Source organism: Streptomyces sp. WZ-12 (assembly GCF_028898845.1).
In the GTDB taxonomy this organism is placed as follows: domain Bacteria; phylum Actinomycetota; class Actinomycetes; order Streptomycetales; family Streptomycetaceae; genus Streptomyces.
Window position 1 is genome coordinate 393,212 of record NZ_CP118574.1, and the last position, 26,752, is coordinate 419,963.

Annotated in this window: 25 protein-coding genes; 10 read left to right on the forward strand and 15 right to left on the reverse strand. The window is 72.2% G+C overall.

Going from position 1 to position 26,752, the window contains the following annotated elements; translation table 11 throughout:
- Nucleotide 1: 1 nt before the first annotated feature.
- On the reverse strand, nucleotides 2–223 hold the full coding sequence (locus PV796_RS01220; RefSeq protein WP_274910866.1) for a hypothetical protein: 222 nt from the start codon (nucleotides 221–223) through the stop codon (nucleotides 2–4).
- Nucleotides 224–631: 408 nt separating this feature from the next.
- Here PV796_RS01220 and PV796_RS01225 point away from each other — a divergent pair, with 408 nt between their 5' ends.
- Complete coding sequence (locus PV796_RS01225) at nucleotides 632–982, forward strand: effector-associated constant component EACC1 (protein ID WP_274910867.1); 351 nt, start codon at nucleotides 632–634, stop codon at nucleotides 980–982.
- A 159-nt stretch (nucleotides 983–1,141) separates the two neighbouring features.
- Here the strand turns inward: PV796_RS01225 and PV796_RS01230 are convergent, their stop codons facing one another.
- Nucleotides 1,142–1,483, reverse strand: coding sequence for a cupin domain-containing protein (locus PV796_RS01230; RefSeq protein WP_274910868.1), 342 nt, complete (start codon nucleotides 1,481–1,483; stop codon nucleotides 1,142–1,144).
- 794 nt (nucleotides 1,484–2,277) lie between these two features.
- On the opposite strand from PV796_RS01230, the gene PV796_RS01235 reads away from it, so the two are divergent.
- Both PV796_RS01235 and PV796_RS01240 read left to right on the forward strand, forming a co-directional pair.
- On the forward strand, nucleotides 2,278–2,910 hold the full coding sequence (locus tag PV796_RS01235; RefSeq protein WP_274910869.1) for a carbonic anhydrase: 633 nt from the start codon (nucleotides 2,278–2,280) through the stop codon (nucleotides 2,908–2,910).
- A gap of 82 nt (nucleotides 2,911–2,992) precedes the next feature.
- Nucleotides 2,993–3,466: an NUDIX hydrolase gene (locus tag PV796_RS01240; RefSeq protein ID WP_274910870.1), complete on the forward strand. Its 474-nt coding sequence runs from the start codon at nucleotides 2,993–2,995 to the stop codon at nucleotides 3,464–3,466.
- A gap of 42 nt (nucleotides 3,467–3,508) precedes the next feature.
- Here the strand turns inward: PV796_RS01240 and PV796_RS01245 are convergent, their stop codons facing one another.
- The gene (locus PV796_RS01245) at nucleotides 3,509–9,340 is read right to left on the reverse strand and encodes a WD40 domain-containing protein (RefSeq protein ID WP_274910871.1); all 5,832 of its coding nucleotides are present in this window, start codon (nucleotides 9,338–9,340) and stop codon (nucleotides 3,509–3,511) included.
- A gap of 115 nt (nucleotides 9,341–9,455) precedes the next feature.
- Here PV796_RS01245 and PV796_RS01250 point away from each other — a divergent pair, with 115 nt between their 5' ends.
- The gene (locus PV796_RS01250) at nucleotides 9,456–10,643 is read left to right on the forward strand and encodes an SLC13 family permease (protein WP_274910872.1); all 1,188 of its coding nucleotides are present in this window, start codon (nucleotides 9,456–9,458) and stop codon (nucleotides 10,641–10,643) included.
- 32 nt (nucleotides 10,644–10,675) lie between these two features.
- On the opposite strand, the gene PV796_RS01255 is transcribed toward PV796_RS01250, so the two are convergent.
- From PV796_RS01255 to PV796_RS01270, 4 genes are all read right to left on the reverse strand, one after another.
- Complete coding sequence (locus PV796_RS01255) at nucleotides 10,676–11,518, reverse strand: inositol monophosphatase family protein (protein WP_274910873.1); 843 nt, start codon at nucleotides 11,516–11,518, stop codon at nucleotides 10,676–10,678.
- Nucleotides 11,499–12,158 carry a hypothetical protein gene (locus tag PV796_RS01260; protein WP_274910875.1) on the reverse strand — a complete coding sequence of 220 codons (660 nt, stop codon included), beginning with the start codon at nucleotides 12,156–12,158 and terminating at the stop codon, nucleotides 11,499–11,501. Before PV796_RS01260 ends, PV796_RS01255 begins: the two co-directional genes overlap by 20 nt.
- Nucleotides 12,159–12,177: 19 nt before the next feature.
- Nucleotides 12,178–13,128, reverse strand: coding sequence for a hypothetical protein (locus PV796_RS01265; RefSeq protein ID WP_274910876.1), 951 nt, complete (start codon nucleotides 13,126–13,128; stop codon nucleotides 12,178–12,180).
- 418 nt (nucleotides 13,129–13,546) lie between these two features.
- Nucleotides 13,547–13,951, reverse strand: a complete 405-nt coding sequence (locus tag PV796_RS01270; protein WP_274910877.1) for a hypothetical protein — start codon at nucleotides 13,949–13,951, stop codon at nucleotides 13,547–13,549.
- A gap of 282 nt (nucleotides 13,952–14,233) precedes the next feature.
- On the opposite strand from PV796_RS01270, the gene PV796_RS01275 reads away from it, so the two are divergent.
- Complete coding sequence (locus tag PV796_RS01275; RefSeq protein ID WP_274910878.1) at nucleotides 14,234–15,601, forward strand: MBL fold metallo-hydrolase; 1,368 nt, start codon at nucleotides 14,234–14,236, stop codon at nucleotides 15,599–15,601.
- A gap of 43 nt (nucleotides 15,602–15,644) precedes the next feature.
- Nucleotides 15,645–16,391: a sulfite exporter TauE/SafE family protein gene (locus PV796_RS01280; protein WP_274910879.1), complete on the forward strand. Its 747-nt coding sequence runs from the start codon at nucleotides 15,645–15,647 to the stop codon at nucleotides 16,389–16,391.
- Between the two features lie 22 nt (nucleotides 16,392–16,413).
- On the opposite strand, the gene PV796_RS01285 is transcribed toward PV796_RS01280, so the two are convergent.
- Nucleotides 16,414–16,701 (reverse strand): metal-sensitive transcriptional regulator, encoded by a 288-nt coding sequence (locus tag PV796_RS01285; protein WP_274918812.1) that lies wholly within the window; start codon nucleotides 16,699–16,701, stop codon nucleotides 16,414–16,416.
- An 82-nt stretch (nucleotides 16,702–16,783) separates the two neighbouring features.
- On the opposite strand from PV796_RS01285, the gene PV796_RS01290 reads away from it, so the two are divergent.
- On the forward strand, nucleotides 16,784–17,362 hold the full coding sequence (locus PV796_RS01290) for a rhodanese-like domain-containing protein (protein ID WP_274910880.1): 579 nt from the start codon (nucleotides 16,784–16,786) through the stop codon (nucleotides 17,360–17,362).
- Nucleotides 17,363–17,879: 517 nt separating this feature from the next.
- Entirely contained in the window at nucleotides 17,880–18,344 is a 465-nt protein-coding gene (locus PV796_RS42195; RefSeq protein ID WP_446750665.1) for a phosphotransferase, read from the forward strand.
- On the opposite strand, the gene PV796_RS01295 is transcribed toward PV796_RS42195, so the two are convergent.
- The 5 genes from PV796_RS01295 to PV796_RS01315 form a co-directional block, all read right to left on the reverse strand.
- Entirely contained in the window at nucleotides 18,333–18,962 is a 630-nt protein-coding gene (locus PV796_RS01295; RefSeq protein WP_274910881.1) for a DedA family protein, read from the reverse strand. The two genes, PV796_RS42195 and PV796_RS01295, sit on opposite strands and share 12 nt — an antisense overlap.
- Before the next feature lie 210 nt (nucleotides 18,963–19,172).
- Entirely contained in the window at nucleotides 19,173–20,372 is a 1,200-nt protein-coding gene (locus PV796_RS01300; protein WP_274910882.1) for an ABC transporter permease, read from the reverse strand.
- Entirely contained in the window at nucleotides 20,354–21,106 is a 753-nt protein-coding gene (locus PV796_RS01305) for an ABC transporter ATP-binding protein (protein ID WP_274910883.1), read from the reverse strand. Before PV796_RS01305 ends, PV796_RS01300 begins: the two co-directional genes overlap by 19 nt.
- The gene (locus PV796_RS01310) at nucleotides 21,103–22,209 is read right to left on the reverse strand and encodes a peptidoglycan-binding protein (protein ID WP_274910884.1); all 1,107 of its coding nucleotides are present in this window, start codon (nucleotides 22,207–22,209) and stop codon (nucleotides 21,103–21,105) included. The genes PV796_RS01305 and PV796_RS01310 overlap by 4 nt, the downstream gene beginning before the upstream one ends.
- Nucleotides 22,190–22,693, reverse strand: a complete 504-nt coding sequence (locus PV796_RS01315) for a hypothetical protein (RefSeq protein WP_274910885.1) — start codon at nucleotides 22,691–22,693, stop codon at nucleotides 22,190–22,192. Before PV796_RS01315 ends, PV796_RS01310 begins: the two co-directional genes overlap by 20 nt.
- 124 nt (nucleotides 22,694–22,817) lie before the next feature.
- On the opposite strand from PV796_RS01315, the gene PV796_RS01320 reads away from it, so the two are divergent.
- On the forward strand, nucleotides 22,818–23,483 hold the full coding sequence (locus PV796_RS01320) for a response regulator transcription factor (protein ID WP_274910886.1): 666 nt from the start codon (nucleotides 22,818–22,820) through the stop codon (nucleotides 23,481–23,483).
- Nucleotides 23,480–24,709: a sensor histidine kinase gene (locus PV796_RS01325; RefSeq protein WP_274910887.1), complete on the forward strand. Its 1,230-nt coding sequence runs from the start codon at nucleotides 23,480–23,482 to the stop codon at nucleotides 24,707–24,709. The genes PV796_RS01320 and PV796_RS01325 overlap by 4 nt, the downstream gene beginning before the upstream one ends.
- Before the next feature lie 96 nt (nucleotides 24,710–24,805).
- On the opposite strand, the gene PV796_RS01330 is transcribed toward PV796_RS01325, so the two are convergent.
- Both PV796_RS01330 and PV796_RS01335 read right to left on the reverse strand, forming a co-directional pair.
- Nucleotides 24,806–26,041, reverse strand: a complete 1,236-nt coding sequence (locus tag PV796_RS01330; RefSeq protein WP_274910888.1) for an acyl-CoA dehydrogenase family protein — start codon at nucleotides 26,039–26,041, stop codon at nucleotides 24,806–24,808.
- A gap of 214 nt (nucleotides 26,042–26,255) precedes the next feature.
- The gene (locus PV796_RS01335; RefSeq protein WP_274910889.1) at nucleotides 26,256–26,750 is read right to left on the reverse strand and encodes a hypothetical protein; all 495 of its coding nucleotides are present in this window, start codon (nucleotides 26,748–26,750) and stop codon (nucleotides 26,256–26,258) included.
- Nucleotides 26,751–26,752 lie beyond the last annotated feature (2 nt).

The window sequence follows — 26,752 nt, forward strand, 5'->3', positions numbered from 1 at the left end:
GTCACAGCTCCACGTGCACGGCGCCGACGTGCTGGCCGACCAGCAACTCCCTTAGGGCACACGGGGCTTGATCGATTCCGGACAGCACCGTGCGAGGAAAGGCGAGCGTGCCGTTGCGCAGTTCACGGCCGAAGACATCGATCCACTCGGGGATGACGTCGAGATGGTCGTCGAGGGCGGTGCCGCGCAGGGTGATGCCGGCCGCCTGGCCCGGCCCAGGCACGGGCACAGGCACGGGCGCTGCCACGACGGCGAAGGGTTCCTCGGACGGCAAACCCGTGGGACGGGCGACGAGGTGGACCTCCCGATGGGGCGCGGGAACGGTGGGCGCTCGGGCATCCGGCAACTCCTCGTCAGGTCCGGCCACTTGTGCCACCGGGGCTGTCTGTGCTGGCAGCCAAGCCCCCCGTCGGGGTCGGGCCTGGCCCAGGACGAGTGAAACGTCCCGGCGCGCTTGGCAATCCCCCAGGCTCGGCGGCCGGGTGCACCGTGCCGCCGTGAATCGGATCCGCCGCCGGCCCGTTCGTGTCAGGATGGTGCGCTCGGGCTCCAACTTCTTCACGTCAGGGGGGAATTGATGCCGCGTTCGGGTGCGGGTTCGGGTTCGGGTTCGGTTGGTGAACGGTGGTCGGTGGCGGTCGACGGGGACGAGGCGGAGGCGTTGCTGCGGTCGCTGCAGGAGTGGCTGGCGTCGGACGACCGACTGCGCGGGCGGGTGGACTGGCTGCGCGGTTCCCCGCAACCGGGCCATATGGGCGCGATGTTGGACACCCTCACCGTCGTCCTCGGTACCGGCGGTGTCGCCGCGCTGATCACTCCGCTCTGCACCTGGCTGACCAGCCGCCGCCCCGACGTCTCCCTCACGGTCGAACTGCCCAACGGCCGGAAGGTCAGCGTCGACGTCAAACGGGCCCACGACGAACGCGCCGTGATCCGCGAGATTCAGGGCCTGCTCGATCCGGCGGACGAGCACGACGGATGACCCGACTGTCACGCTGTGGGACGCTCCGTAGGCGTACGGACGGGGCGCCAGCTCCGCCGCGCCGCGACGACGGGTGCATGACCGACGGGAAGTTCCCGCACCCGGTCCGCGCGTACGCCGCCACAACTGCGGGTCGTGACGGCGTACGCGTCGTCAGCGTCAGGCGGAGGTGACGCGTTTGGCGACCGTCAGGAGCACCGCCGCGTCCTCGACGGCGTGGAGGCTGTGCCGGTCCGGGGGGATAACGAGCAGGTCACCGATGCGGCCGTCCCAGGAGGTGTCGCCGCTGGTGAGCCGCACGCGTCCGCGGAGCACCAGAAGGGTCGCCTCGCCGGGGCTGTCGTGCTCGGCGAGTTCGGAACCTGCGGTCAGGGCGAGGACGGTCTGACGCAACGTGTGCTCGTGTCCGCCGTAGACGGTTTCCGCGCTGCGTCCGGAGGTGGAGGCCGCGGCGAGTTCCAGGTGTTCACGTGCCTGTGCGTCCAGAGAGAGTTTCTGCATGGTGTGAGTATCCGTGGAGTGGTGGGTACCGGAGGGCGGGCCGGCCGCCCGGAGTGTCGGGCGACCGGGCCCGTAGGGAGGCGCTCATGCTGCTCGCGGAACCGGTTAGCCGGGTGGCGTCGCATTCGCACCGGGGTGGGATTGCGTTCTTGGGGATTGCCTGGGGGGTCCTAGGTGAACTCTCGGTGCACCGTTGCCACTTCCTTGGTTCACACCGTGATCACCCGGCATCAAACTGGCTGAAAGTGTTCCCTGCGGACCGCTGGGGAGGGTGCCGGATGACGCTCGGTCATACGACCGATTCCGCCGGATCCACGCCTCTACAGTTCGGTTGTCGCTGGAAGGACGGGTGCGAGGTGCGCAACTTCCTGACGCCCAATGGCCATGCGCGGCAGTCTTCCCCGCAAACATGGCAGGCCGATTTCCCCTCCCTGTCTTCGGGGAGGCGCACCGCACTCCGTTCCGTGCACAGACTGGACCGCAGACGGTCCCGTGCCACGACGAGCCGTGGTCGGGCCACCGACAGCTGACCGCGGCCCGGGCCCAGAAGCGCCCGGAACGTCGCGGGGACCGTCGGAGCGCGCCTGAGTTTCCGCCGCCGGTGCGTCGGCCGGGGTCGGAGCGGCGGTTCACCCCACTCCGTCCGTCCTGCGCACGGCACCTCCCCGTGCTCGCGGCCATGCCGTGTAACGAACTGCCCCGACGAGCCGCCTCAACGGGCTGTCCCAGGCGGCCGTCGCATCGCCCTGTGCTGCCCCGGGACGGGGACCGTTCCACCGAAGACGAGGTCGATCATGAAAGCATTCCTGGACAACGCCCGAAGTTTTCCGCACCGGGTCGCCCAACGGGGTTGGAATCTCGGGAACTTCGCTCATGGGCAGCGGCCGTTGGCCCTGTTCATCACGTGTTCGGACTCCCGGGTGGTCCCCACCCTGTTCACCGGAGCCCGGCCCGGCGAGCTCTTCGAATTACGCGTGGCGGGCAACATCGTCCCCCGCTACCGGCCGCAGGCGGCCAGTGGCATCGCCGCGACGCTGGAGTACGCGGTCACCGCGCTCCACGTACCGGACATCGTCGTGTGCAGCCACTCGCACTGCGGAGCGGTACAGGGGTTGATGCACCCGCGCCAACTGACGTTCATGCCGCTGTTGGCGAAGTGGCTCGACCTGGCCGGCCATGGGACGCGCGCGGCCAGCGAGCTGCCCATGGCCCGCCAGGCGGCCCGGGCGTCCCGCACGGGCCGGACGGATCCCGACACCATGGCCCAACTCCACACGCTGATACAGCTGGGGAACATACGCTCCTACCCCTTCGTCGCCAGGCGGATCACCGCGGGGAAGCTGCGGTTGCACGGCTGGTTCTACGCGGTGGAGACGGGTCAGGTCTATGTCGAGCGTCCGGGCAGTTGTCGCTTCCAACCCCTGTGAGGGGTACGCCGGCGAGTGGCCAGGGACGCTGGAGTCCGGGCTGGCTGGGGCTTGTCCGATGGGTCGAGCGGGAGGTAGGGGTATGAGTTTCCGGCTGGCGGCGTATGCCGTGTGCGTTGAGGGCGGGCGGGTGTTGCTCGCTCGTCATGTGTCGGCGGTGACCGGTTCCACGTGGACCCTTCCCGGTGGTCGGGTCGAGCACGGGGAGGATCCGTTCGACGCCGTGATCCGGGAGGTGGCGGAGGAGACCGGTGGTGAGGCCGTGGTGGAACGGCTGTTGGGCGTGGATTCGAGGGTGATTCCCGCGGCCGAGCGTGCCGTGCCCGGTGGGGCGGAGCACCAGAACGTCGGCGTCTTCTACCGGGTGCGCCTCGTGGGCGGCCGGCTGCGGCCGGAGCCGAACGGGGAGATCGTCGAGTCGGTGTGGACCCCGCTTTCCGAGGTGGTCGTCCGGCATCGGTCGTCGCTGGTGGACGTCGGCCTGGAGCTGGCACGGACGCTGCCGGCGACGGGGCATGTCGCTGCCGTTCCGGTGGGCGGCCTGGTCAGGCACTGAGGGGGCGGCGGAGAGCCGGGGGCGGGATGTCCGCCCCCGGTCTCACAACTCCTCGTCGAGCGGGATGCGTTGGACGCCCGGGAGGTAGTCGTCCAGTTCGCCGGGGGTGAAGCGGGCCATGCCGACGACGTGCCAGAACTCGCCGGCCACCTCGCCCTCGTACTTGTAGCCGCCCTCGGGGGTGAGCGCCGCCCAGCCGCCGGGGACGCCGATGAGGGTGGCGTGGGGGGTGGGCGGGGCGTCCGTTGTGGGGAGGTTCCACAGGCGGACCATGCCGTCCTCGCCGCCGCTGGCCAGACGGGTGCCGTCGGGGCTGAAGGCGAGGGAGAAGATGCGTCCGGTGTGGCCGGTGAGGCGGGTGGTCAGGCGGGCGGTGCGGGTGCCGGTGCGGGCGTCCCAGAGGCAGATGACGCGGTCGTCGCCGGCGGTGGCGAGCAGCGGCAGCCGGGGGTGAGCGGCGGCCGCCCAGAGGCGGCCGTGGTGTCCGGTCAGGACGTGGCGGGGGGCGCCGTCGCGCCAGATGATGGCGGTGCCGTCCCAGGAGGCGCTGGCCAGCCAGTCGTCGTCGGAGCCGAAGGCAACGGCGTAGACGCGGTCGCCGTGGCCGTCGAGTTCGGCCGTCAGGGCGGCGCTCTCCTTGTCCCAGAGGCGGACCCGGCCGTCGTCGCAGCCGGTGGCGAGGGCGGTGCCGTCGCCGGAGAAGGCGATGGAGCGTACCCGGCCCCGGTGTTCGGAGAGGGCGGCGACATGGGCGCCGGTGGCGCGCCACCACAGGCGGACGGAGTCGTCGTCGTTGGCGGTGGCGAGCAGGGTGCCGTCGGGGCTGAACGCCTCGGCCCAGGTGTGGTCGGTCTCCACGTCGATCTCGCGGAGGTACTCGCCCGTTGCGGCGTTCCAGAGGTAGATGTCGCCGTCGTTGCTGGCGGTGCCGAGGATCGGGCCGGCGGGGCTGAAGGTGGCGGAGACCAACCGGTCGCCGCGGCCGGTGAGTTCGGCGGTGCGGCGGCCGGTGCGGGCGTCCCAGAGCCGGACGATGCCGTCGTTGCCGCTGGTGGCCAGGCGGGTGCCGTCGGCGCTGAAGGCGACGGTGTTGACCCGGCGGCCGTGGCCGCGCAGGATGCGCTGGCCCTGGGCGGTGTCGGCGTCCCAGATCTGGGCGCCGCCGTCGTTGCCGACGGTGACGAGTTGGCTGCCGTGCGGGCGGAAGCGGCAGGCCCAGGCGGAGCCGCGGTGTTCGATGGGTTGTTGACGCAGCAGGCTGATGGTGCGGTGGCCGCCGGAGAGGGCGACGCGCCACAGGCGGACGGTGCCGTCGCTGTCGCAGGCGGCCAGGAGGCGTCCGCCGTTGCCGAACATCACCTGGTAGACGGCGCCGGAGCAGCGCTCCAGGGCTCCGGCGGGGGCGCCGACGACGGGGTCCCACAGCCGTACTTGGCCGTCGGTGTCGCCGCTGACGAGGAGGGTGCCCTCGGGGTGGAAGTCGAGGGTGTAGACGCGGCCGGTGTGGCCGGTGAAGGAGTGCAGCAGGCGTTGGTCGGCGACGCGCCAGACGCGGACCGTGCCGTGGCCGTCGGCGCCGTGGTCGCCGGTGGCCAGGAGGGTGCCGTCGGGGCTGAACCGGGCGCGGAACACGGCGTTTTCGTGGCCGTCGAGGCTGCCGGTGCACTCTCCGGTGCCGGCGTCCCAGACGCGGAGGTTGGCGGCGGCGTCGCCGGTGACGAGGGTCCGCCCGTCGGGGCTGAAGACCGCGGTGTAGATGGGGGCGGTGTGGCCGGGGAGTTGGCGCAGCGCCTCACCGGTGGCGGCGTCCCAGAGGGTGACCAGGCCGTCGGCGTCGCCGGTGGCGACGAGGGTCCCGGCCTCGTCGAGGGAGACCGGCCAGACGCCGCCGGGGTGGACGTCCAGGCGGTGCAGTTGGCGTCCGGAGACCGGGTCCCACAGGCGGACGGTGCCGTCGGCGCCGCCGGTGGCCAGCACCCGGGAGCGGAACTTCACGGCGTAGACGCGGCCTTCGTGGCCGTGCAGGGTGCGCAGGGCGAGGCCGGTGTCGGCGGCGCAGACCAGCACGCCGCCGTCCTCGCTGCCGACGGCGAGGAGTTCGCCCCCGGGGCTGTACGAGAGGGGTTCGGGCAGTCTGCTGGTGCGCATGTCGAAGCCGTAGGGGACGCCGACGGCGGCGGGGCGGAAGCCGACCTCGACGGGCATGCCGGGGGCGAGGGCTGCGGTGCGGAGTTCGGGGGCGGCGCGGACCTCGGCGTCGATGAGCGGTTCGATGAGCGCGGCGCGGTGCCAGCGGCTGCGGGTCAACCGGGCGCCGCGCAGGTCGGCGCGGGTGAGGCGGGCGCCGCGCAGGTCGGCGCCGGTGAGGTCGGCACCGGAGAGGTCGGCGTGGTCGAGGCGGGCGTCGTTGAGGCGGGCGTCGCGGAGCACGGCGCCGGAGAGGTTGGCGCCGATGAGGCGGGTGTCGGTGAGGTCGGCGCCGGTGAGGTCGACGCCGGAGAAGTCGCGTCCGGAGAGGTCGTCGCCGGAGAGGCGGGCGGCGCGCAGGTCGGCGCCGGCGGGGACGCGGAGCCGGTCGATGACGCGGACGGCGTTGGCGCGGGCGGCGTCGCTGACGCCGGGCCCGGGGGCGTTGAGGACGGTGCGGACCCAGGCGGTGTTCAGGTCGTGGTCGGCGAGGTCGCAGAAGAACTCGACGGCGAGGGCGCTCAGTTGGCGGGCGGCGAGCAGGCTGGTGTCGCCGTCGGCGAGGCGGTCGGCGGCCTCGCGGGCGATGAGCCATTCGACGACGGAGCCGTGGATGAACTGGAACAGGCCCTCGTCGGTGCGGATCAACAGGCTGCCGGCGCCGATGGCTTGGGCGCTCTCCTGGGTGGTGAGGGTGGTGCCGGCGAGTCCGGTGAGGGCGGTGGCGACGGTGTCGGTGAGTTCGTCGAGGTGCAGGCCGCTGCGGCCGGTCTCCCACAGCCGGCGGGCCAGCGCGGTGACGGCGGCCCAGAGGTGGTCGAGGGTGAGGCCGGGGGCGGCGCCGGGGCCGCCCTGACCGCGGCGTTCCTCGTGGGCGAGCCAGGAGGTGAAGACGTCCTCGTAGAGCCGGGCGGGGCTCAGCGCGCGGCCGGCGCCGGCGACGGCGCGCAGTTGGTCGGGGTCGAGGTCGGCGACGAAGCTGAGCAGGCGGGGGTTGGCGCACAGGGCGAGCAGGTCGGGGATGTTGCTGAGGAGTTCGAAGCGGCGGGCGGCGGTCTCCTCGTCGCCGTAGCGGTTGACGAGGTAGGCGCGGATCTGTTCGGGGACGAAGCCCTCGACGGCGAGGATGCGGCGCTGCGGGAGCAGGCCGATGCGTTCGCCGAGGGCGGTGAGGATCTGGTCCTGGGACTTGAAGTGCTGGGTACGGCTGCTGACCACGATCTTGGCGTTGTCGACGACGGCGTTGAGGAGGACCTGGAGGTGGTCGGCGGCGCGGTCGTAGCTGACGCGGTTGACGAGTTCGTCGAAGCCGTCGAAGAGCAGGACGACGCGGCCCTGGCCGAGCATGTAGCGCAGCGCGCGCAGGTCGATGGTGTCGACGTCGTGGCCGGCGAGGTGGGCGGCGACGAGCCCTTCGAGGCTGTGGGCGCGGTCGAGGGTGTGCAGCGGGATGAGCAACGGGGTGAGGTGCGGGAGGCGTTCGGGGATGCGGCGGGCCAGCTCGCGCAGGGCGAAGGTCTTGCCATGTCCGAAGTCGCCGAGGAGCAGCAGGAAGCGGCCGTGGTCGGTCTCCAGGAGTTGGAGCATGGCCTCGACGAGGTGGTCGCGCTCGTCGGCGTCGGGGCGTTCGGCGTCGCGGTAGCGCTGCGGGAGGTAGAGGTCGGGGGCGTAGCGGTCGTCGTTGCTGAGCCGGGCGGTCTGGGCGGTGACGTAGGCGCGCAGGTCGAGGAGGCCCTGGAACTCCAGGAAGCTGCGGACGCGGATGCCGCGGCGTCCGGCGCGTTCGCGCAGGGATGGCTCGGGGGGCGGGCCGTCGTGGATCAGTTCGGCCTCGGAGCCGGTGTCGGTGGCGTGGGCCTGGGCGAGGAAGCGGTCGAGTTCGTCGTCGGTGGGGGTGCCGGGGTGGACGGCGATGCGCTGTTGGCGGACGACGCCCTCGTCGCTCCAGGTGACCATGATCTGGGCGAGGTCGTCGGGGTCGGTGCGGGGGACGTCGCGGAGGCGGACGCCTTCCTGGCGGGCGCGGCAGACCTCCTTGACGCGTTCGGTGAGGGAGTCTGCGGGCGCGTCGACGGTGCGGTTGTCGGCGGGCGGGGTGGCGGCGGGCGGGTCCGCGGGCTCGCCGGGCGGGGTGAAGATCCGGCCGGCGCCGTGCCAGGTGAGGGGGAAGACGGCCGGTTCGGTGCCGCCGTCGCCGGTCCAGCGGGTGATGCCGTCGGCGGTGACGCGCAGCAGCTCGAAGCCGGCGGGGGCGGCCGAACCGTAGAGCGGCAGGGTGCCGTTCTGGAGCGGGAGGTGGTCGAGGGCCGGCTCGGTGCCGGTGGTGCGGGGGCCGCCGCTGGGGCCGTGCAGGACGAAGTGGAGGCGGGGCGCGGCGAGTCGGGTGAAGGTGTCGACGTCGCGGAGCGTGCCGGGGCCGCCGGGGGCGTCCTGGGGGCGGCGGCGGGCGGTGAGCGGGTGGCGGAGCGCGCCGATGCGCAGCCAGCCCTCCTCCTCGTAGCCGCGCAGCGCCTCGGCGAACCAGGCGGCCTGGTCGCGGCCGAGGAAGCCGTACTGGTCGTCGGGGCGGTGACTGGCGGCGATGGAGGAGTTGAACCCGGCGACGACGGTGTGGAGTTCGGGCACCGGGAAGAGGGTCCAGGGCTGGTCGCTGTCGAAGACGGTGTCCAAGCCCTCGTAGAGGCCGCGGAAGAGGCGGGTGTAGTGGCGCCACTTGGGCCAGTACGGGGGCTGCGGCGGGATCTCGTCGGCCTCGCAGGTGTGGAAGTAGCCGCGGCAGGCGGCCTGGCTGACGTCTTGGTTCCCGGGGACGACGATGACGCGCTGGGGCGGCAGGTCGAGTTGGGAGCGCAGGCCGGTGAGGAAGCTGAGGGCCTGGTCGCATTCGCGGGGGCTGCCGGAGGCGGTGAGGTCGCCGGTGACGACGAGGAGGTCGGGCGCGGGGGCGCCGGCGTCCTTCAGCTCGACGAGGTCGCCGCGGATCTCCCGGCGCAGCGCTTCCGGTTCGCGGCCGCGGCCGAAGTCGGGTCCGGCGAGGTGCAGGACGGTCAGGGCGCCCTGGTCGCGGGCCACGCAGGGGGCCTGTGGGTAGCGGGGCGCGCGGGCGGGGCGGCGGCGGCCGGACCAGCCGGTGCGGCCGAGCGGGCGCTGCCGGTCGTCAACGGGGGCGGCGGGCCGGGGTAGTTGGCGGGGGCCGGTGGCGGTTTCGGCGCCGGGGTAGCCGGGGTGGTGGCCGGGGCGGGCGTGGCCCTCGACGGCCTGGCCGACGCGGGTGAGCAGCAGGGTGCGGGCGGTCGCGGGGTCGGCGACGCCGACGAGGTCGACGTAGGTGATGGTGGCGAGCAGGCCCTCGATGGGGGTGTCCTCGACGCGGACGGTGAGCAGCTTGCGCTCGGGCTCCTCCGGTTCGGCGCGGAGTGCGGCCTGCCATTCCATGCGGCCGTAGGTGGAGCGGCCGTAGTGGCCGGAGAGGACGGCGATGACGGCGACGGATTCGCTGACGCCGCGGTCCATGAAGTCGATGAAGTTGGTGCCGGCGACGAAGTCCCATGCCTGGATGACGGTGCGGTACCCGGCTTCCTCCAGGGTCCAGGCGATCCAGGACGCCCATTGTTCGTCGGCGGGCGAATAGCTGATGAAGAAGTCCAAGTCCCGCGTCCGGCCCAGCAGTTCCCCGTCAGTCACCATGGGGCCATCGTAGGAGGTCGGGGGGTGGCGGGACAGGTGGTTGCGAGGATGTGGGTGGGAATCCGGACCCCGCCTGCTCCCCGTCCCGTCCGGCGGGTGTGCGACCCTGTCCGGCGTGCGATTTCTCAAGCGTCTGCATCCTCTGGACTGGCTCGCCGCCGGACTGCTCGTCTGCGGCCTGGTGTGTGTGGCCACGGGGCTGCTGCCGACCGCGCGCGCCGGGGAGGCGATGGCGCGCATCGGGCCGCTGCTGGTCTTCCTGGCCACGGTCATCGTGATGGCCGAGTTGACCGGCCGGGCCGAGGTGTTCGACGCGGTGGCGTCCTGGGTGGCCCGGACCGGGAAGGGGAGCTATGCGCGGCTGTTCGGGCTGTGTGTGCTCTTCGCGTCGGCCACCACCATCGCGCTGAATCTGGACACCACGGCGGTGCTGCTGACGCCGGTGATGCTGGCGCTGGCCGGGCGGGTGGGCATCGCGTCGGTGCCGCTGGCGATGACGACGGTCTGGCTCGCCAACACCGCGAGTCTGCTGCTGCCGGTCTCGAACCTGACGAACCTGTTGGCGTCGAACCGGGTCGGCCTCTCCCCCACCGAGATGGCCGCCACGATGGGTCTGCCCCAACTGGCCGCCATCGCCGTGACGATGGGGTGTCTGTGGGGCTTCTACTGGCGGCGCGGCCGGCGGGGTGCCGACGCGTATGTGCCGCCCGAGCGGCGGGCGCCGGTCGATCCGGTGCTGTTCCGGGTGTGCGCGGTGGCGTGTGCGGGTTTCCTGGTGGCGATCCTCGTCGCGGACGTGCCGCTGTGGTCGGCGTCGCTGACCACGATGGTGATCGTGGTGGTCGCGTTCGCGGTGCGGCGCCCGGCGGAGCTGCGGTTGTCGCTGGTGCCGTGGCGGCTGCTGGTGCTGGTGCCGGGGATGTTCCTGGTCGTCGAGACGGTGGACGCGCACGGGCTGCACGCGCTGCTGACCGCGGCGATCGGGTCGGACGGCGGGGTCGGCGGGATGCTGCGCTCGGCGGGGGTGGGCGCGGGGCTGTCCAACGTCCTCAACAACCTGCCGGTGTACATGGCGGGCGAGGCGGCGGTGCCGGTCGGCAATCATCACCAGTTGCTGGCGCTGCTGATCGGCACCAACGTCGGCCCGCTGGTGACGCCGTGGGCGTCGCTGGCGACGCTGCTGTGGTTCGAGCGGTGCCGCGGCCAGGGCACGGTGATCCCGCTGCGGCGCTTCATGGGGACGGGGTTCGTGCTGGCCGTGTCGGCGACGCTGGCGGCGACGCTGGCGCTGGCGGTGAGCTGAACCGCCGTCCCTTCGGGGTCTGCCGGCCCCGTTCAGCTCGTCCGCGCGCGGGCGACCACGTCGAGCAGGTAGGTCAGGGTGTCGCCGCGGGCGGCGACGAAGCTGCGGTCGGTGTCCGGTCCTGTGGAGCTCACCGTGAAGGGGTCGCCGGTCAGCGTGCGGAACTCCACGCCGGTCTCGGTGGCCAGCAGGGCGCCCGCGGGGAAGTCGATGCCCTCGGCGCGGTAGCCGACGAAGCCGTCGATCGCGCCGCGCGCCAGCATGCTCCAGCCCAGCAGCGGGGCCCAGAGCTGGAGCGTCCGCCGGGTGCGGCACTCCAGTTGGCCGCGCAGTCCCGCGGCCACCGGGTCGGCCCGGCCCACCGCGTGGCCCTGGGTCCAGGCCACCACCGGCCCGCTGCGCGGCATCGCGCCGGGCGGCCCCGGCAGCCGGTCGACGCCGCAGGACGCGCCCTGGCCGCGGACGGCCCGCCAGGTGGAGCCGGTGACCGGTTCGTGCACCACGCCGACGACCGGCGCGCCGTCCACGCACAGTCCGATGCCCACGGCGTACGCGGTCAGGCCGATCGCGACGTTGTTGCTGCCGTCGAGCGGATCGACCAGCCAGGTGCGGCGGCCGACGGCGTCGAGCAGGCCGGCCTCCTCGGACAGGATCCGGTCGTGCGGGTAGTGAGTCTGGAGGCGGGCGAGGATGAGTTTCTCCGCGGCCAGGTCGAGGTCCATGAGGACGTCGCCCTCGGCGTCCTTGACGCGTACCGTGCGCGCCGCGCCGAAGCGGCAGCGCAGCAGGGCCCCTGCCTCCTCGGCCGCGGCGACGGCCACCCGCGTCTCGCCGGCGTACGGTGCGGCGTCCCGGTCACTCGCGCTGCTCGGCATGGATCCTCCTGAGTGCTGTGCGGACGGTCCGTTCGGTGTGTTCCGCACCGCACAGCCGGCGCACCGTCGTGTGGCCGCGGCCGTGCAGGGGACCCAGGGAGAGGTCGGTGTGGCCGGGTAGCGATTGGCCGAGCACCAGGGTGGCGGCGGGTTGTCCACGCGTGACGACGGTGGCGTGGAACTCCCCGGCCGGCAGGCTGTAGGTCTCACCGCTGCCGCTGGAGGCGGCGGGGCCCGGTCGGCAGTGCACCAGGCGGGAGGTGGGCCGCAGTTCGTCGACGCCCGAGGGGGCGCTGAGGACCTCGAAGATCCGGTGGGTGGGGGTGCGCGCCCCGTCCGTCACGGTGACCGGGAGGTTGCCGACCCGGCCGTAGAGGACGTAACTGCGCAGCTCCCAACTGTGGGCGTGCATGGGGGAGGCGGTGGGGTCGGCGGGGGTGTCGGTGCCGAAGAGGTGGACGCAGACGCCGCGGGCGCCGTCGCGGACGAGCGGCAGGCACAGGAAGCCGAGCGGGTGGTGGACCGCGCGTAACTCCCGTTTGCCGCAGGCGATGTCCTCCAGGACGCCGGTGACGCTGGCGCGGGGTGCCTCGCGCGGGGTGCCGGGCCGGAGCAGTCGGTCGAGCGTGTCGTAGTCCATGAGCCGCGCCCGAGGCGTCTCACCTCCGGTAGGGGTCCTCAGCGTGCAGGGCTTTGTCGACGATCTCGGCGACGTCGGCGTCGCTGAACACCGCGGGAAGGGGGAGGTCGACGTCGTCGAAGACCGCGCGGACCTCGTCGACGGTGGGCTCGTCGCCCAGGGGGGCGACGCCGCGCAGGTCGAGGCGGACGGCCTGTTCGCGGCTCTGGTGCAGCTCGGTGACGTAGTAGTCGTAGAGCGGTTGGTCGCGGCCGACCAGGAGGTTGACGCGGTTCGGGTCGTCCTGGGTGATGATCAGGCAGGACTCGGAGAGGTCGAAGCGGAGGGTGGGGACGCCCGAGGAGAGGTGGACGCTGATCTCCAGGGTGTCGAGCCGCTGGCGGAACCAGCAGGCGGCCAGGACCGTGGCGTACGCCTCCTTGCGGGTGCGGTCGGCGGTCCAGCCGTGTGCCGCACCGTCGTTGCGGCGGTGGGCGAAGGTCTGGCGGAAGCGGGCGTAGGCGGCGCAGGTGCCCTCGTCGGCCGGGTTGATGATGTCTATCTTGATGCTGAGTTGGGCGCGCTGGCGGGTGGCGGCCTCGACGCACCGGGGCAGCGTGACGGCGCGCAGGTAGGTGCCGGTGCCGCCCTTGAAGTACCAGCGGTTGGTGTGTGCGCGGGCCCGTTCCAGTGCGTCGCCGACCTGGTGTCCCGAGAGGGAGCGGACCATGGCGAGGTCTTCCAGGGCGCGGCGGGTGTCCGCGGACGCGGCGTGGATGTCGGACCTGCGGCGCACCCGTTCCGTCAACGAGCCGACCGCGAGCGTGCCGAGCACCAGCAGCGTCGCGCCGGACGACACCTTGTCGCTGATCACGTCGCTGAAGACGTCCAACATGCCGATGGTCAGGCCGAGTCCCACGGCGACGACCCCGTCCAGGTTCTTGATCACCCAGGCGACGCCGAACTCCACCCGCCCCACACGCTGTGCCACGTCGAGTCCCCTTCCCCGTTACCTGGCATCGTAGAAGTAAGGGCAGTGCTCTGGCCAGGGCTGCCAGCCACCCGCAAGATCCTTGCCTGGTCCGGGAGTTGCCGCGGCCAGCGGGCGCCATCGATGGAGGGCGACGTCACCTCAGGCGCGGGCCGTTGGGTGAACTGGGCCTGGCCGCCGTCGTGGTGGGGCGGAACGGCGGCGACCGGAGCCCTCGCCGCCCCGACTCCACCCCGCTCCCCCGCGCCTCCGTGCCACGCCTGTTGCCCCAACACCGGGGTGAGTCCGGCATGTTCACCGAGTCAGCAAGCCCCCCTCAACGCTGACGCTCCGGGGGATTTCGGAAGGCCCCAGCGGTCGGCGCGGCGGACCCACGAGGCGCCCGCCGGCCGCGGCCGCTACCCCGCGATGACGGAGTTCACCAACGGTCGATGCCCATGGTCCTGGCCGCGTTGTGGATCGCGTTGTAGTGCGGGATCGACATGTCAGACCTCTTGTCCTTCGGCGGCAGGTGCCGGTCCGCCTGTCGGAACTCGTCACGTGCCGCGGCCAGCAGGCTGGTGCCGTGGCTCACCGGCACGTCCTTCTTTCCGTGAACGGGATGGGACTTGGCCGCCGTCTGACTGCCGGCTTGCGCCAGGATGCTACGGGCCTGGTTGTAGGCGGCGGCGCTGACCCGTTGCGGGTTGGCCAGCGCCCTGTGCGCTCCAGTGGCCGGCCGGGCACTCTCCGCGCTCGCGGCCGCGGCGGCCGGGAGTACGGCGGCGGCGAGCGCTCCAGCGGCCAGCGCTGCGACCACACCCGTGCGGACGAGGGGCTTCATGCGTTGCTCCTTGGTTCGGTACGACGATTCCGATGATCGCCAGGGGGAGCCTTACTAGCACCTCCACGCGCCGAACTGCCCTCCGGGGACGAGGGATTCACACCCGGAGGGCATCCGATGAACGTTCGGGCGGTGCGGCGCAATACGGCGACGCGCGACGCACTCCTTCCCTTCAGCCCCGCCACCCCCTTCCGCCTCAGAAATACCCCCCGGGGTACTCGTGCTACGGTCGACGTATACCCCCCGGGGTAATTTTCATCGGAAGCTGGAAGGAAGTGCCTCGTGTTCTTCATCGACACGATCGAGGTGGCCGGGCTCGGCAACCGCAGTTACCTGGCCGGAGGCGAGCGGACGGCGGTGGCGGTCGACCCGCCGCGCGACATCGACCAGGTGCTCGCGGCGGCCGCGCGGCGCGGAGTGCGGATATCCCACGTCGTCGAGACGCATCTGCACAACGACTACGTCACCGGCGGCCTGGAGCTGGCCCGCGTCACGGGCGCCGGCTACCTCGTCCCCGCCGGGGCCCGCGTCTCCTACCCGCACGTGCCCGTGCACGACGGCGACCGCCACGAGATCGACGCCGCGGCCGGCCTGGCGCTGCGCGCGCTGGCCACGCCCGGGCACACCCCGCACCACACCTCCTACGCGCTGGAGCAGAACGGCCTGGCCGCCGCGGTGTTCACCGGCGGCTCACTGCTGATCGGCACGGTGGGCCGGCCCGACCTGGTCGAGCCCCGGCTGACCGAACGCCTCGCCCGGGCCCAGCACGCCTCGGCCCACCGGCTGGCCGCCGAGCTGCCGGACGGCGCGGCAGTGCTGCCCACGCACGGCTTCGGCAGCTTCTGCTCCGCAGGCCAGACGGCGGGCGAGTCCACCACGATCGGCCGGGAGCGGGCGTCCAACGCGGCCCTCACCCGTGACGTCGACACCTTCGTCGCCGATCTGCTCGCCGGCCTGGACGACATTCCCGCGTACTACACGCACATGGGTCCGACCAACGCCGCCGGCCCGGCGCCGGTCGACCTGACCCCGCCCGCCGTCGCCGACGGCGAGGAGATCGCCGCACGGCTGGCCGCCGGGGAGTGGGTGGTGGATCTCCGCAACCGGGTCGCCTTCGCCGAGGGCCACGTGGCGGGTTCGTTCAACTTCGAGGCCGAGGGGCAGCTCGCCACCTACCTGGCCTGGCTGCTGCCGTGGGGCAAGCCGGTGACCCTGCTCGCCGCTTCACCCGAACAACTGGCCGCCGCACAGCGCGAGTTGGTCCGGGTCGGGATCGACCGCCCGGCCGCCGCGGCCACCGGGGCACCCGCGCACTGGGTTCGACAGGGCGAGGCCCCGGCCTCCTTCCCGCGGGCCACCTTCGCCGAACTCGCCGCCCGTCGCGCGCCCGGCATCGTGGTCCTGGACGTCCGCCGGAACGCCGAGCGAGCGGGCGGTCACCTTGCGCAGTCGGTCCACATCCCGCTCCATGACCTGCATCGCCGTCTCCACGAGGTTCCGGAAGGCCAGGTGTGGGTGCACTGCGCCGGCGGCATGCGCGCCGCCATCGCCGCCTCCATGCTGGACGCCGCCGGGCGCGACGTCGTCGCCGTCGACGACTCCCTCGACTCGGCCGAGCAGGCCGGGCTGCTCACGGGCCGCACGCGCTGATGGCGGCCACCGAAGATCTTCGGAGCGGCATCGGGACCGCCCCATGAGCGCCGTGATACTCGCCCTGGTCGCCGGTGCCGTCATCGGCTTGGCGCTCGGAGCGCTCGGGGGCGGTGGCAGCGTGCTGGCCGTCCCCGCCCTGATCTATCTGCTGGGGTTCACCCCCGTCGCCGCGACCACCGCCAGCCTCGTGATCGTCACCGTCACCTCCGCCACCGCCCTGGCCGCGCACGCCCGCGACGGTAACGTCCGCTGGCGCACGGGGCTGCTGTTCACGGCTGCCGGGGTCGGCCCGGCGATGCTGGGCGGCGCGCTGGTCGGGCACCTCCCGGCGAGCGCGCTGACCGTGGCCTTCGCCGTGCTCGCGGCCGCCGCCGCGATCCGCATGCTCACGGCCCGCGGTTCGGCGGAGCGCACCGTCCGCGTACGGCCGGGTCGGGCGACCGCCGCCGGCGCCGGTCTGGGCGCGGTCACCGGCGTGCTCGGCGTCGGCGGCGGCTTCCTCGCGGTCCCCGCGCTGGTCAACGTCCTCGGCATGCGGATGCGGGAGGCCGTGGGCACCAGCCTGCTCGTCATCACCGTCAACTCGCTGGCCGCCCTGGCGATGCGCACCGGTACGGCCGACGGCCTGGACTGGGCCGTCATAGGGCCGTTCGCCGGCGCGGCGATCCTGGGCGCCTGGGACGGCAAGCGCCTGTCGGCGAAGCTGTCCGGGCCCGTCCTTCAACGGGCGTTCGCGCTCGTCCTGTTGGCGGTGGCCGGGGTCATGCTGCTGGACGCGGTGGTTTGATGTCCGCTCGATGCGGAACGTCTTACGCCAGTGAAAGAAACAGCTTTTCCAGCCGCGCGCGCATCGCCTCGGTGTCCTCACCGTTCTTACGGCCCGACTCGATGTCGGCCACGCACTGCTGCAAGCCGGTGGCGATGATCGCGAAGCCGGCCCGGTCGAGGGCGCGCGAGGCGGCCGCCAACTGCGTGATGACGTCCTCGCAGTCCCGACCCTCCTCGATCATCCGGATCACGCCGGAGATCTGACCCTGCGCCCGCCGCAGCCGGTTCAGCACGGCCCGCAGCGACGCACCCTCAAGATCCAGTTCCACGATCACTCCTCGAAAAATACCCCTAGGGGTACTGTACGCCCCGGTTCGGGACGACGGCGACCGACTAAGGATCACCACTGCCATGACCGCTCCCCTCACCCTCGACGTCCATCAGGCCCGCGCCCGGTTGGACGCCCTCACCATCATCGACGTCCGCACCCCCGGCGAATACGCCTCCGGCCACCTGCCCGGAGCCCTCAACATCCCGCTGGACCAGATCCGTCGCGCCGTGCCCGCATTCCGGCACGCGGCCGACCGGGGCGACGTCCTCCTGGTGTGCGCCTCCGGCAACCGCTCGGCGAACGCCTGCCGCCTCCTCGCCGAGCAGGGCATCACCACGACCAACCTCACCGGCGGCACCACCGCTTGGGCCACCGAGGGACACGACCTACAGCGGCCCGCCGCCTGCGACACCCGCGCCTCATGGAGCATGGAGCGCCAAGTACGCCTCACCGCCGGCGCGTTGGTGCTCCTGGGGCTACTCCTCGGTCTGCTGGTGCACCCGGCCTTCCAGCTCCTCTCGGCCGGCATCGCGGGCGGCCTCGTCTTCTCCGCACTCACCAACACCTGCGGCATGGCCGTCCTGCTGGCCAAACTCCCGCACAACCGCCCCCGCCCCACGGACCTCGCCGCGACGCTCGCCACGCTGCGCCACGGCTGACGACCGGCGTACGCCGACTCGGTGACCCACCGCTCCGCCTCGCTCCTAGACGTCTTTCGATGCGCCTTCGCCCTCCCCGCCTGACGGACAGTCATGTCATGCCTCGGGCACGCGTTCGCGTTCGCAGGCACATCGGGCTGACCGCACTGGGCTTTGATATTGCGGACACCGACGTCGGCGGCGGGGCTACTGACCCGTGACCGTGGTTCGGCGGGTCGGCGGGACGATCCGCCGGCCGGTCGGCGCGTGGACGCCCGCGGTGCACGGGTTGTTGACCCACCTGGAATCCGTGGGCTTCACCCGGGCTCCGCGCGTCCTCGGCACCGAAGGCACCGACGAGGCGCTGTCCCTGCTGCACGGCGAACCGGCGTTCACGCCCTGGCCGACGACCCTGCGGTCAACCGCGGGAATCGGCGAACTGGGGATCTGGCTGCGCGACTACCACGACGCCGTCCGGGACTTCTGCCCGCCGGCCGACGCGCATTGGCAGGGGCAAGAGTGCGAGTGGCGGCCCGGAATGATCATTCGGCACGGCGACCTGGGCCCGTGGAACTCCACCTGGAGCGGCGACCGGCTGTCCGGATTCATCGACTGGGACTTCGCGGCACCCGGCCATGCCCTCGACGACCTCACCCAACTCGCCTGGTACACCGTACCGTTGCGCCCCGTCGAACGGCAGCGGAAGGACGTCGGTCGGCGGCGAACCAACCCTGAGCGGCCGCCTCAACGCGCTGTGCGCCGCCTACGGGGTGCGCCCGGCGGCGGTTCTCGACGCGCTGGAGGCCGTCCAGTCCCGCGAGGCCGAACGCATCGAACGGCGCGGCCGGCGCGGCCACGAGCCTTGGGCATCGTTCCTCGCCCGCGGCGATGCGGCCGAGATGAGGGCCGAGCGCACCTGGCTCCGATCGCGACGCTCGGTTCTCCTCGGTGGTGCTGGCCGACCGCCAGGCGCGTAGTAGGTCCGGTTGGCTCAGTCGGCTGATCCGCGGCGGCGGCGCAGTACCGCGCGGGCCACGAGGGCGAGGACGACCAGGCCCAGGGCGATGAGCAGGTAGGTCGAATAGCGGTCGATCCCCGTGTAGATCGTGGTGATGTGGTTGCCGGCCGTGTAGCCGACGCCGGCCCACAGTCCGACCCACAGGGCCGCCCCGAGCGCGTTGAAGACGAGGAAGCGCGGCCAGGGCATCCTGGTGGTGCCGGCGATGACGCCGTTGAGCTGGCGCAACCCTTCGAAGAAGCGCGCGACGGTGACGACCTTCCCGCCGTGGCGGGTGAAGAACTGCTCGGCCTTCTCGTACCGTTCGGGCGGGAGGAGGACGTACTTGCCGTAGCGCCGCACCAGCGCCTGTCCCCCGGTACGACCGATGAGGTAGCCGACGTTGTCGCCGAGGACGGCGGCGACGATGCCGATGGTGACGACGAGCGCGATGTGGAGGTGACCGGCACCCGCATACACCGCCGCGGCGATCAGGATCGTCTCCCCCGGCGAGGGGACACCGAAGTCCTCGACGAAGATCAGGACGCCCACGGCCCAGTAGCCCCAGTCGTCCAGGATCGGTGCGAGGTGGCCGAGCACTCCGGGCAGCGGCGGCGCACTCATGCGGGTCTCGTTCCTTCCGCGGGGTGGCGGTATCCGGTTGTCAGGCGGCGTTGACCGACCGAGCGCCGGGGCGTTGCCGTTCAGGGTATTGCTGATGCGGCGGGGGACGGGCCCGCGCCGCGGATGTGGAGAAGGGCGGTGTCGACGGGGCGCTGCCGACTCCCCCGAAGGGGAGTCGGCTCCGCTCGGACGTGGTGACCGTCTCTCCGCCTATGCCGCTTGGAGGGCGAGCGTCGGAGAAAGGCGTGCGGCGCGGACCGCCGGGTACAGGCCGGCCACCGTCCCGATGCACAGGGTGGCGGCGAAACCGCCGCCGACCGCCCACGGGGGGACCACCCAGGGCATCCCGCCCGTGAGGGCGAACGCATAGGTGGCCGCGGCTCCGAGCACCACGCCGGCCAGTCCGCCGAGGCCGGAGAGCAGGAGTGACTCGGTGACGAACTGGATGCGGATCTGGCCGCGGGTGGCGCCCAGGGAGCGGCGCAGGCCGATTTCGTGCCGGCGTTCCAACACCGAGATGATCATGGTGTTGGCCACCCCGACGCCGCCGACCAACAGTGCCACGCCGCCCAGCCCGAGCAGCAGGCTGTCGAACGCGCCCTCCGTCGCGGCCTTGGCCTGGAGGGCCGAGGACGGGTTGGAGACCTCGACGTTCTGCGGGTTCTGCGGGTCCGCGGTGCGGGCGAGCAGCTTGCGGACCGCCTCGACGGAGGCGTCCGTGGAGCGTTCGTAGATCTTGGTGGGGTGGCCGTCGAAGCCCAGCAGGGTGCCCGCCCCCTCCCAGCCCACCAGGGCGGCGCGTTCGACCTCGGGTGCCAAGGGCAGCGGGTCGAGGATGCCGATGACGGTGAAGTACCGGTTGCCGATGAAGACTTGCTGGCCGGGCGTGGTGATGCCCAGGCGCTGGGCGGCGACGTTTCCGAGCACCACCGAGGGATAGCGCCCGTTCGCCCCGTTGAGCCACGTGCCTGCGTTCACCGTCCCGCGCAGGGCCTTCAACAGGCCCTCGCCGGCGGCCTTCACCGTGAGTCCGCCGGTGTCGCTCGCGGGGATCTTCTCGCTGCGCCGGACCGTGGGCGTCAGGTCACCGGTCGCTCCGACGTGCTCGACGCCGGGGATCCGGCCGATCATGCCGGGCGCTTCCTTGGGGAGCTTGGTGGCCTGACCGCTGAACATGTCCTGTCCCGGGGCGACCGTCAGCATGTTGGTGCCCAGTTCGTCGAGTTGGCGCAGTAGTTGTTCCTTGCTGGAGGCGGAGATGCCGACCACCGCGATCATCGTGGCGATGCCGATGGCGATGCCCAGTGCGGACAGTACGACCCGCATGGGGCGACTGCGCAGACCCGCCGAGCCGACGTGCAGGACGTCGCGCGGGCCGAGGCGGGCCGGGGTCAGTCGGTCGCGGCGCACGGTTCCTCACCTCCCGACGGCTTCGGCGCCGGTGCCGGTGGCTGCGCCGGTGCCGGGGGTTTCCGGTGGGTGTCCTCGACGATCCGGCCGTCCCGGATGCGCACCTGGCGCGGCAGTGCGCCGGCGATCTCGGTGTCGTGGGTGATCACCGCGATGGTGGCGCCCTCGGCGTTGAGGTCGTGCAGCAGCTGCATGACGGCGTCGCCGGAGGCGGAGTCCAGGGCGCCGGTCGGCTCGTCGGCCAGCAGGAGGTCCGGCTCGCCCACCACCGCCCGTGCGATGGCGACCCGTTGTCGCTGCCCGCCGGACAGTTCGTGCGGGCGGTGGCTCATCCTGTCCCCGAGGCCGACTCGCGCCAGGGCCTCCGCCGCGCGCCTGCGGCGCTCGGTGCGTGTCAGGCCGGAGTAGAGCAGGCCCTCGGCGACGTTGTCCTGGGCGCTGACTCCGGCCACGAGGTGGAAGGACTGGAAGACGAAGCCGATGTGCCGGGCCCGCAGCGCGGACAGCCGACGGTCGGTCAGGGAGGCGACGTCGTGGCCCGCGATGGTGACCGTCCCGGCGGTGGGGCGGTCCAGGGTGCCGACGATGTGCAGGAGGGTGGACTTGCCCGAGCCGGACGGGCCGACCAGGGCGAGCAGTTCCCCGCGGTCGATGCCGAGGCTCACCCCCTGCAGCGCCGCGACCCCGCCGGGGTACTCCTTGGTGACCTGGTTCAGTTCGACGACGGTGTTCATGCCTTGGGCACTCCGACCTTCATGCCCTCCTTGAGGCCGGATCCGCTGACCTCGACCCTTCCCTGCCCGAACAGGCCGAGTTTGACGGGCACTTCGCGGGCCTTGCCGTCCTCGACGACCTGGACGCCGAAGCCGCCGGCCGACAGGGCGAGCAGCGCGTTGACCGGGACCGTCAGCACGTTCTCGTGCGTCTCGCCCTGGAGGTCGACGGTGACCGGGGCCTGGTCAATGCCCTTGACCCGTCCCGGATCGCTGAAGGTGACCCGCGCGGTGACCTTGGCGGACTGGTCCTGCCCACCACCGCCCTGGTCCTTCTCGTCCGAACTCGCGCTGCGGTCGACGGAGGCGACCCTGCCCTTGACCTTGTCGCCACTGGGGAGGGTGATCTCCACTCGGGTGCCGACCTCGGCGAGCGCGGCGTCGGCGACGTCGACTTTGATCTGCACCTCGCGCTCGGCGCCGGTGACCGTGAGCAGCGGACGGCCGGGGCCGGTCTGGTCGCCGACCGCGGCTTCCTTCTTCTTGACCCGCACCGAGCTCGGCGCGAAGGCGATCTGGTCCGGGCCCGTCTCACCGGTCTGCCGCAGACCGTGGGACTTCTGCCAGCGTTTGACGGCGTCCGCGGTCCCGGAGGTGTACTCCTCGTCGACGGTCAGGGCCGCTCCGTAGCCGAGGTCGCGGAGGTTCTGTTTCAACTGCCTGACGTCCGGCCCCTTGTCGCCGACCTTCAGCTTCCGGTACATGGGGCGCTCGCCGTACATCAGCCAGACCTTTTTCCCGTCGGCCTCGTAGAGCGACTCGTTGCTCCTGATCACCGCGCCGGTGTCCGGGAGCCAGGTGACCGTCCCCGGTGCCCCACCGTTGACCTTGCGTTCCTTGGAGTAGCCGAGGGTGCCTTCCACCTGGGTGCGGCTGCTCAGGTCCTGCCGCCGGACCGTGTCGGTCTTCTGCGGCAGGCCGTCCGTGCGCTGTTGCTGCCCCTTGGCGTGGTCGGCGTTGGTCGCGACCACGGCGGTCCCGCCCACCAGTGCGCTCGCCACGACCGTCGAGGCGATGACGTACTTCCGGAGGGGCCGCCTGCGCTCACTCGCCGAGCTTGTCATTGCACGCCTTCATGGCCTTGTCCATCTTTTCGCGGCTCACGTCGGGACCGCCTCCCGCACGCATGCTCAGCTTGCCGTCCTGCATTTGCGGGTCCGGCATGTCGATGCCCTGCTCGCGCATGCAACGGGCGTGCTTGATCGCCTTGTCGAGTGCCTTCTGCTGTTCCTCCGGACTCATCTCCTTGCCGTTTCCGGCACCGGGCAGGTCCTTGCACGCGTCCTGCGCCTTCTTGAGCGCTTTCTCGTCCTTCACCTCGATGCCCGCGGCCTGTCCCGGCTTGGGCTCCTGCACCTTCAGACCGTTGTCGCGCAGGCACTGGCGGTATTCATAGGCTTCGTCCTCCTTCTTGCCGTCGCCGGCTCCGCCGGAGCCCTGGGCGCTGCCGCCCTTGGCCGAGTCCGAAGCGCCGCCGGTGCAGCCGACGGCGAACAGCGCCAGCCCCGTCACGAACACGGCCGCTATGCCATACCTAAATTCCGCCATGGAATTCCTCCTTGTTCCCGGACCGAAGTCCGACTGCACGGAGGCTCACACGGGCCCGTGTTTCGTTTCCCTCACCGTGGACGTTTACGCCGACGAAACATCCCTCTCAGGTACATCTGATGACATGCGTGTGTTGGTCGTGGAAGACGAGAAGTTCCTGGCGGAGATGGTTGCCGAGGGGCTGCGCCGTGACGCCCTGGCCGTTGATGTGGCCCACGACGGCACGGAGGCGCTGGATCGGCTCCGGCTGGGCGACTACGACGTGCTCGTCCTGGACCGCGACCTGCCCGGCCTGCACGGCGACGAGGTGTGCCGTCACGTCGTCGAGGCGCGCCTGCTGACCCGGGTGCTGATGCTCACCGCCGCCGGTTCCGTGCGGGAGCGCGTCGAGGGCCTGGGCCTGGGTGCGGACGACTACCTGGCCAAGCCGTTCGCCTACGAGGAGTTGCTGGCCCGCGTCCTGGCCCTGGGGCGCCGGGCCCGGCCCGCTCTCCCGCCCGTGATCGAGCGGGCGGGCATCACCCTGGACACGGCGCGTCGACAGTCCTTCCGCGACGGCCGCTACCTCGCGCTGTCGCGCAAGGAGTTCGGGGTGCTGGAGGTGCTGATGCGCGCCGAGGGCGCCGTCGTCAGCGGCGACGACCTGATCGAGCAGGTGTGGGAGGAGAACACCAGCTACCGCACCAACGCGGTCCGGGTCACCTTGAGCAAGCTGCGCACCAAGCTCGGCGAGCCTCCGGTCATCGACACCGTGCCCGGCCACGGCTACCGCATCGGCGGCGGCGCGTGAAACGGCCCGCGCTGCGCAGCGTGCCCCGCCTCCACCTGCCCGGTGGGGAACGGACCCGTCTGACGATGCTGTACGGCGGGCTGCTCGTCGTCGCCGGAGCGATGCTCATCGGCCTGGTCAACTTCCTCGTGGGGCGGGGGCTGTACACCACGATCAGCATGGCCGTCGCCCGGAGCCCGCTGGACTCCGATGGCGATGCTCCGGCCATGTTCGGCTTCGCCCGGGCGACTCCTGCCACCGGCATCCCGTCCCCGGCCGACCAGGAAGCGGCCGCGAAGGCGGCGAAGGAGATCACCACGGTCGCCGAACAGGCGGCGCAGCAGCAGTTGTTGACCGTTTCCCTGGTCACTCTGGGCGCCTTCGCCGTCCTCTCCGTCGTGCTGGCGTGGTGGATGGCCGGGCGGGTGCTGCGTCCGGTCGGGGTGATCACCCGCACCGCGCGGCGGCTGTCGGGAGAGAACCTCCATGAGCGCATCGCCCTCGACGCCCCCGCCGGCGAACTCAAGCAGCTCGCCGACACCTTCGACGGGATGCTCGACCGCATGGAACACCTCGTCGGAGCCCAGAAACGCTTCGCCGCCAACGCGGCGCACGAGCTGCGGACCTCGCTGGCCGTGCAGCGGGCGGCGGCCGAGATCGGCCTCGACACCTCCGACCCGGAGGCGGTCGCGCGCATCCGTCGCAAGCTGATCGCGGTCGCCGACAGCAACGAGCGGCTCATCGAGGGCCTGCTGTTGCTGTCCGTCTCCGAGCAGGGACTGGACCGCCGCGCGCCCGTCGCGCTCGACGAGCTGGCCCGCACCGTGATCGCCGAACACGCCGCGTCGGAGCGGGCCGGTGAGTACGGCGTCAGCGTCCGGGCCGATCTCTCACCCGTGACGGTGCAGGGCGATCCGGTCCTGCTGACGCACCTCGTGCACAACCTCGTCGGCAACGCGCTGCGGTACAACCACGACGGCGGTCAGGTCACGGTCACCGTACGCAACGGCACCCTGCGCGTGACCAACAGCGGCCCTCAGGTGCCGCCGGAGACGGTGCCGTACCTCTTCGAGCCCTTCCGCCGCCTCAACGAGCGCCGGCACGGCACGGGCGAGGGCGCCGGCCTGGGTCTCTCCATCGTCGCCTCGATCGCCCGGGCCCATCAGGCCCGCACCCATGCCGAGGCCAACCCGCGCGGCGGCCTCACCATCGAGGTCGCCTTCCCCCGTCCCGGACAACCCTCCTGAGCACTCCCCCGCGGTGAAGCGGGCACGGTCGATCAGGTGGACCCGACGGACCGGAGCCGCCCGCCGGCTGACGCGCGGCCCCGCTCGGCGGGCCGCTCAGATCAGCGGGCTGATCTGGTCCTCGATGCCGAGCAGGGCCCGGCCGTAGATCTCGTTGGCGATGGCGGGGTTGATCATCGCGTGGCGGCTGCCGGTCTCCAGGTCGCGCCAGATGCGTTGCAGCGGGTGTTCGTCGGCGAAGCTCCTGGCGCCCTGCACGTTCAGCAGGACGTCCAGCGCCTCGCGTGCGCGGCGGGCGACGGTGGCGATGTCCATCCGCACCCGGGCCCGGTCGGACAGGGGCATGGGGCGGCCGCTCGCCGCCCAGTCGTCGACGTCGTCGGCCGCGCGCATCAGGTGGAGGGTTGCGGTGTCGACGAGTTGAGCGGCCTCGGCGATCTGGGTCTGGGTGGCGGGGGCCTCGCGGGCGTCCGCGTAGAAGGTGTGCGAGATGCCGCGTCCCTGGGCGAGCGAGGCCAGCACCAGTTCCAGGCCGCCGCGGGCCAGGCCCAGTAGCGGGCTGGCGAGGGAGAGGGCGAGCGCGGGGACGAATGCCGCGCGGTACAGGGCCTCGTCGCGGAACTCGGTCGGGTACTCGCCCCGTCTCGCGTCGGTCACCGACAGGATGCGGTGCGCGGGGACGAAGACGCCGTCGGCGACGACGGTGTTGCTTCCGGTGCCGCGCATCCCGGCCACGTGCCAGGTGTCCTCGATCGTCAGTCGGTCCATGGGTACCAACGCCAGCCCTTGGTAGAGCTGTTCGCCGGACTCCGCGGTGACGGGGATGCCGAGCAGCGCCCACTGGGCGTGGTGGCAGCCGGACGCGAAGCCCCACCGTCCGGAGATGACCTGTCCCCCGTCGGCCGCCCGGCTCGTGCCCTGGGGAGGGAGGGCGGAACAGGCGCGGGCGCGGGGGTTCGGCCCGTAGACCTCGCGCTGGGCGCGTTCGGGGTAGAGGCCGATGAGCCAGCCGGAGATGTTGATCAGGCTGGCGGTCCAGGCGGTGGAGCCGCAGCCGCGGCCGAGTTCCGCACCCACCTCAAGGAGGGTGCGGATGCTTGCCTGGTGGCCGCCGAACCGCTCGGGAAGCGTGATGCCGAGCAGGCCGGCCTCGTCGAGCGCCGTGATGTTCTCCTCGGCGACCCGTCGGTCCTGCTCGGTTCGGGCGGCGTTGCGTCGGAGCAAGTCGACCAGTCCGGCGGCCCGTTGGGGCAAGGCGCTCCGGGCTTCGACCGCTACCGGTCCCGCGGCGGTCGTCGCCCGGGGCGTTCCGTTCGTCGTGCCGTGCGTCATGGGGTGCTCTCCTCCACCTCCGGGTGCCCCGCCGCAGAGGGGAAGCGCCCCGACTCGCCTCATGGAAACCTCGTGGATCGCTGCCGGACGGCGGTGGAGGGCGCGCCGTACGCGGTCCTCCCCCACCCGCGCGGCACGTTCCGACCGTCCTGCCGGTCCCCCAACCTACCCAGCCGTAACGGGTGTACCGGTCACCACGTCTCACCGGTCGCGGTCAGCCCTTGGTGGCCGCCCGGCGCGGCGGGCGCGGGCGGGCGCGCCGCAGGCGGCGCAGTTTGCCGGCGAAGGCCAGTGCGGAGACGCCGAAGAAGACGCCGGTCAACGCCAACCAGCGGCCCAGGAAGACGTCTTCGGACAGCCGGGTCGCACCCGTGTAGGGGGTGGAGAGGCCGAGGATGAGGGGGAACCAGACGAGCAGCAGGAGGCCGGAGAGGAAGGCGGGGACCCGGAGGTAGTTGATCCAGGGCGAGGCGGGCAACGGGGCGGGGGTGCGGTGCCGCAGCACGGTGTGCACCGATGTGTCGGCCAGGGAGTACAGCGGGAGCAGGATCAGGTCGTGGAGGATCGCCGCGCCGACGAACCAGACGGCCACGGTCAGCGGTCGGACGGCGAACAGGCGCACCACGGCGTAGCCGGTGAGGGCGAAGGAGCAGAGCAGGACGAGGAGATGGAGGGGGTTGGCGCCGTACCAGCGCGCGAAGCGGGCCATGG

What these genes read in the sequence shown, in the direction of transcription:
- PV796_RS01315 (WP_274910885.1), bottom strand. Translation starts at nt 22,693, where the DNA reads ATGGCGGAATTTAGGTATGGCATAGCGGCCGTGTTCGTGACGGGGCTG.
- PV796_RS01240 (WP_274910870.1), top strand. Translation starts at nt 2,993, where the DNA reads ATGAGTTTCCGGCTGGCGGCGTATGCCGTGTGCGTTGAGGGCGGGCGG.
- PV796_RS01270 (WP_274910877.1), bottom strand. Translation starts at nt 13,951, where the DNA reads ATGAAGCCCCTCGTCCGCACGGGTGTGGTCGCAGCGCTGGCCGCTGGA.
- PV796_RS01260 (WP_274910875.1), bottom strand. Translation starts at nt 12,158, where the DNA reads ATGGACTACGACACGCTCGACCGACTGCTCCGGCCCGGCACCCCGCGC.
- PV796_RS01320 (WP_274910886.1), top strand. Translation starts at nt 22,818, where the DNA reads ATGCGTGTGTTGGTCGTGGAAGACGAGAAGTTCCTGGCGGAGATGGTT.
- PV796_RS01245 (WP_274910871.1), bottom strand. Translation starts at nt 9,340, where the DNA reads ATGGTGACTGACGGGGAACTGCTGGGCCGGACGCGGGACTTGGACTTC.
- PV796_RS01235 (WP_274910869.1), top strand. Translation starts at nt 2,278, where the DNA reads ATGAAAGCATTCCTGGACAACGCCCGAAGTTTTCCGCACCGGGTCGCC.
- PV796_RS01280 (WP_274910879.1), top strand. Translation starts at nt 15,645, where the DNA reads ATGAGCGCCGTGATACTCGCCCTGGTCGCCGGTGCCGTCATCGGCTTG.
- PV796_RS01310 (WP_274910884.1), bottom strand. Translation starts at nt 22,209, where the DNA reads ATGACAAGCTCGGCGAGTGAGCGCAGGCGGCCCCTCCGGAAGTACGTC.
- PV796_RS01290 (WP_274910880.1), top strand. Translation starts at nt 16,784, where the DNA reads ATGACCGCTCCCCTCACCCTCGACGTCCATCAGGCCCGCGCCCGGTTG.
- PV796_RS01230 (WP_274910868.1), bottom strand. Translation starts at nt 1,483, where the DNA reads ATGCAGAAACTCTCTCTGGACGCACAGGCACGTGAACACCTGGAACTC.
- PV796_RS42195 (WP_446750665.1), top strand. Translation starts at nt 17,880, where the DNA reads ATGATCATTCGGCACGGCGACCTGGGCCCGTGGAACTCCACCTGGAGC.
- PV796_RS01295 (WP_274910881.1), bottom strand. Translation starts at nt 18,962, where the DNA reads ATGAGTGCGCCGCCGCTGCCCGGAGTGCTCGGCCACCTCGCACCGATC.
- PV796_RS01335 (WP_274910889.1), bottom strand. Translation starts at nt 26,750, where the DNA reads ATGGCCCGCTTCGCGCGCTGGTACGGCGCCAACCCCCTCCATCTCCTC.
- PV796_RS01330 (WP_274910888.1), bottom strand. Translation starts at nt 26,041, where the DNA reads ATGACGCACGGCACGACGAACGGAACGCCCCGGGCGACGACCGCCGCG.
- PV796_RS01305 (WP_274910883.1), bottom strand. Translation starts at nt 21,106, where the DNA reads ATGAACACCGTCGTCGAACTGAACCAGGTCACCAAGGAGTACCCCGGC.
- PV796_RS01255 (WP_274910873.1), bottom strand. Translation starts at nt 11,518, where the DNA reads ATGCCGAGCAGCGCGAGTGACCGGGACGCCGCACCGTACGCCGGCGAG.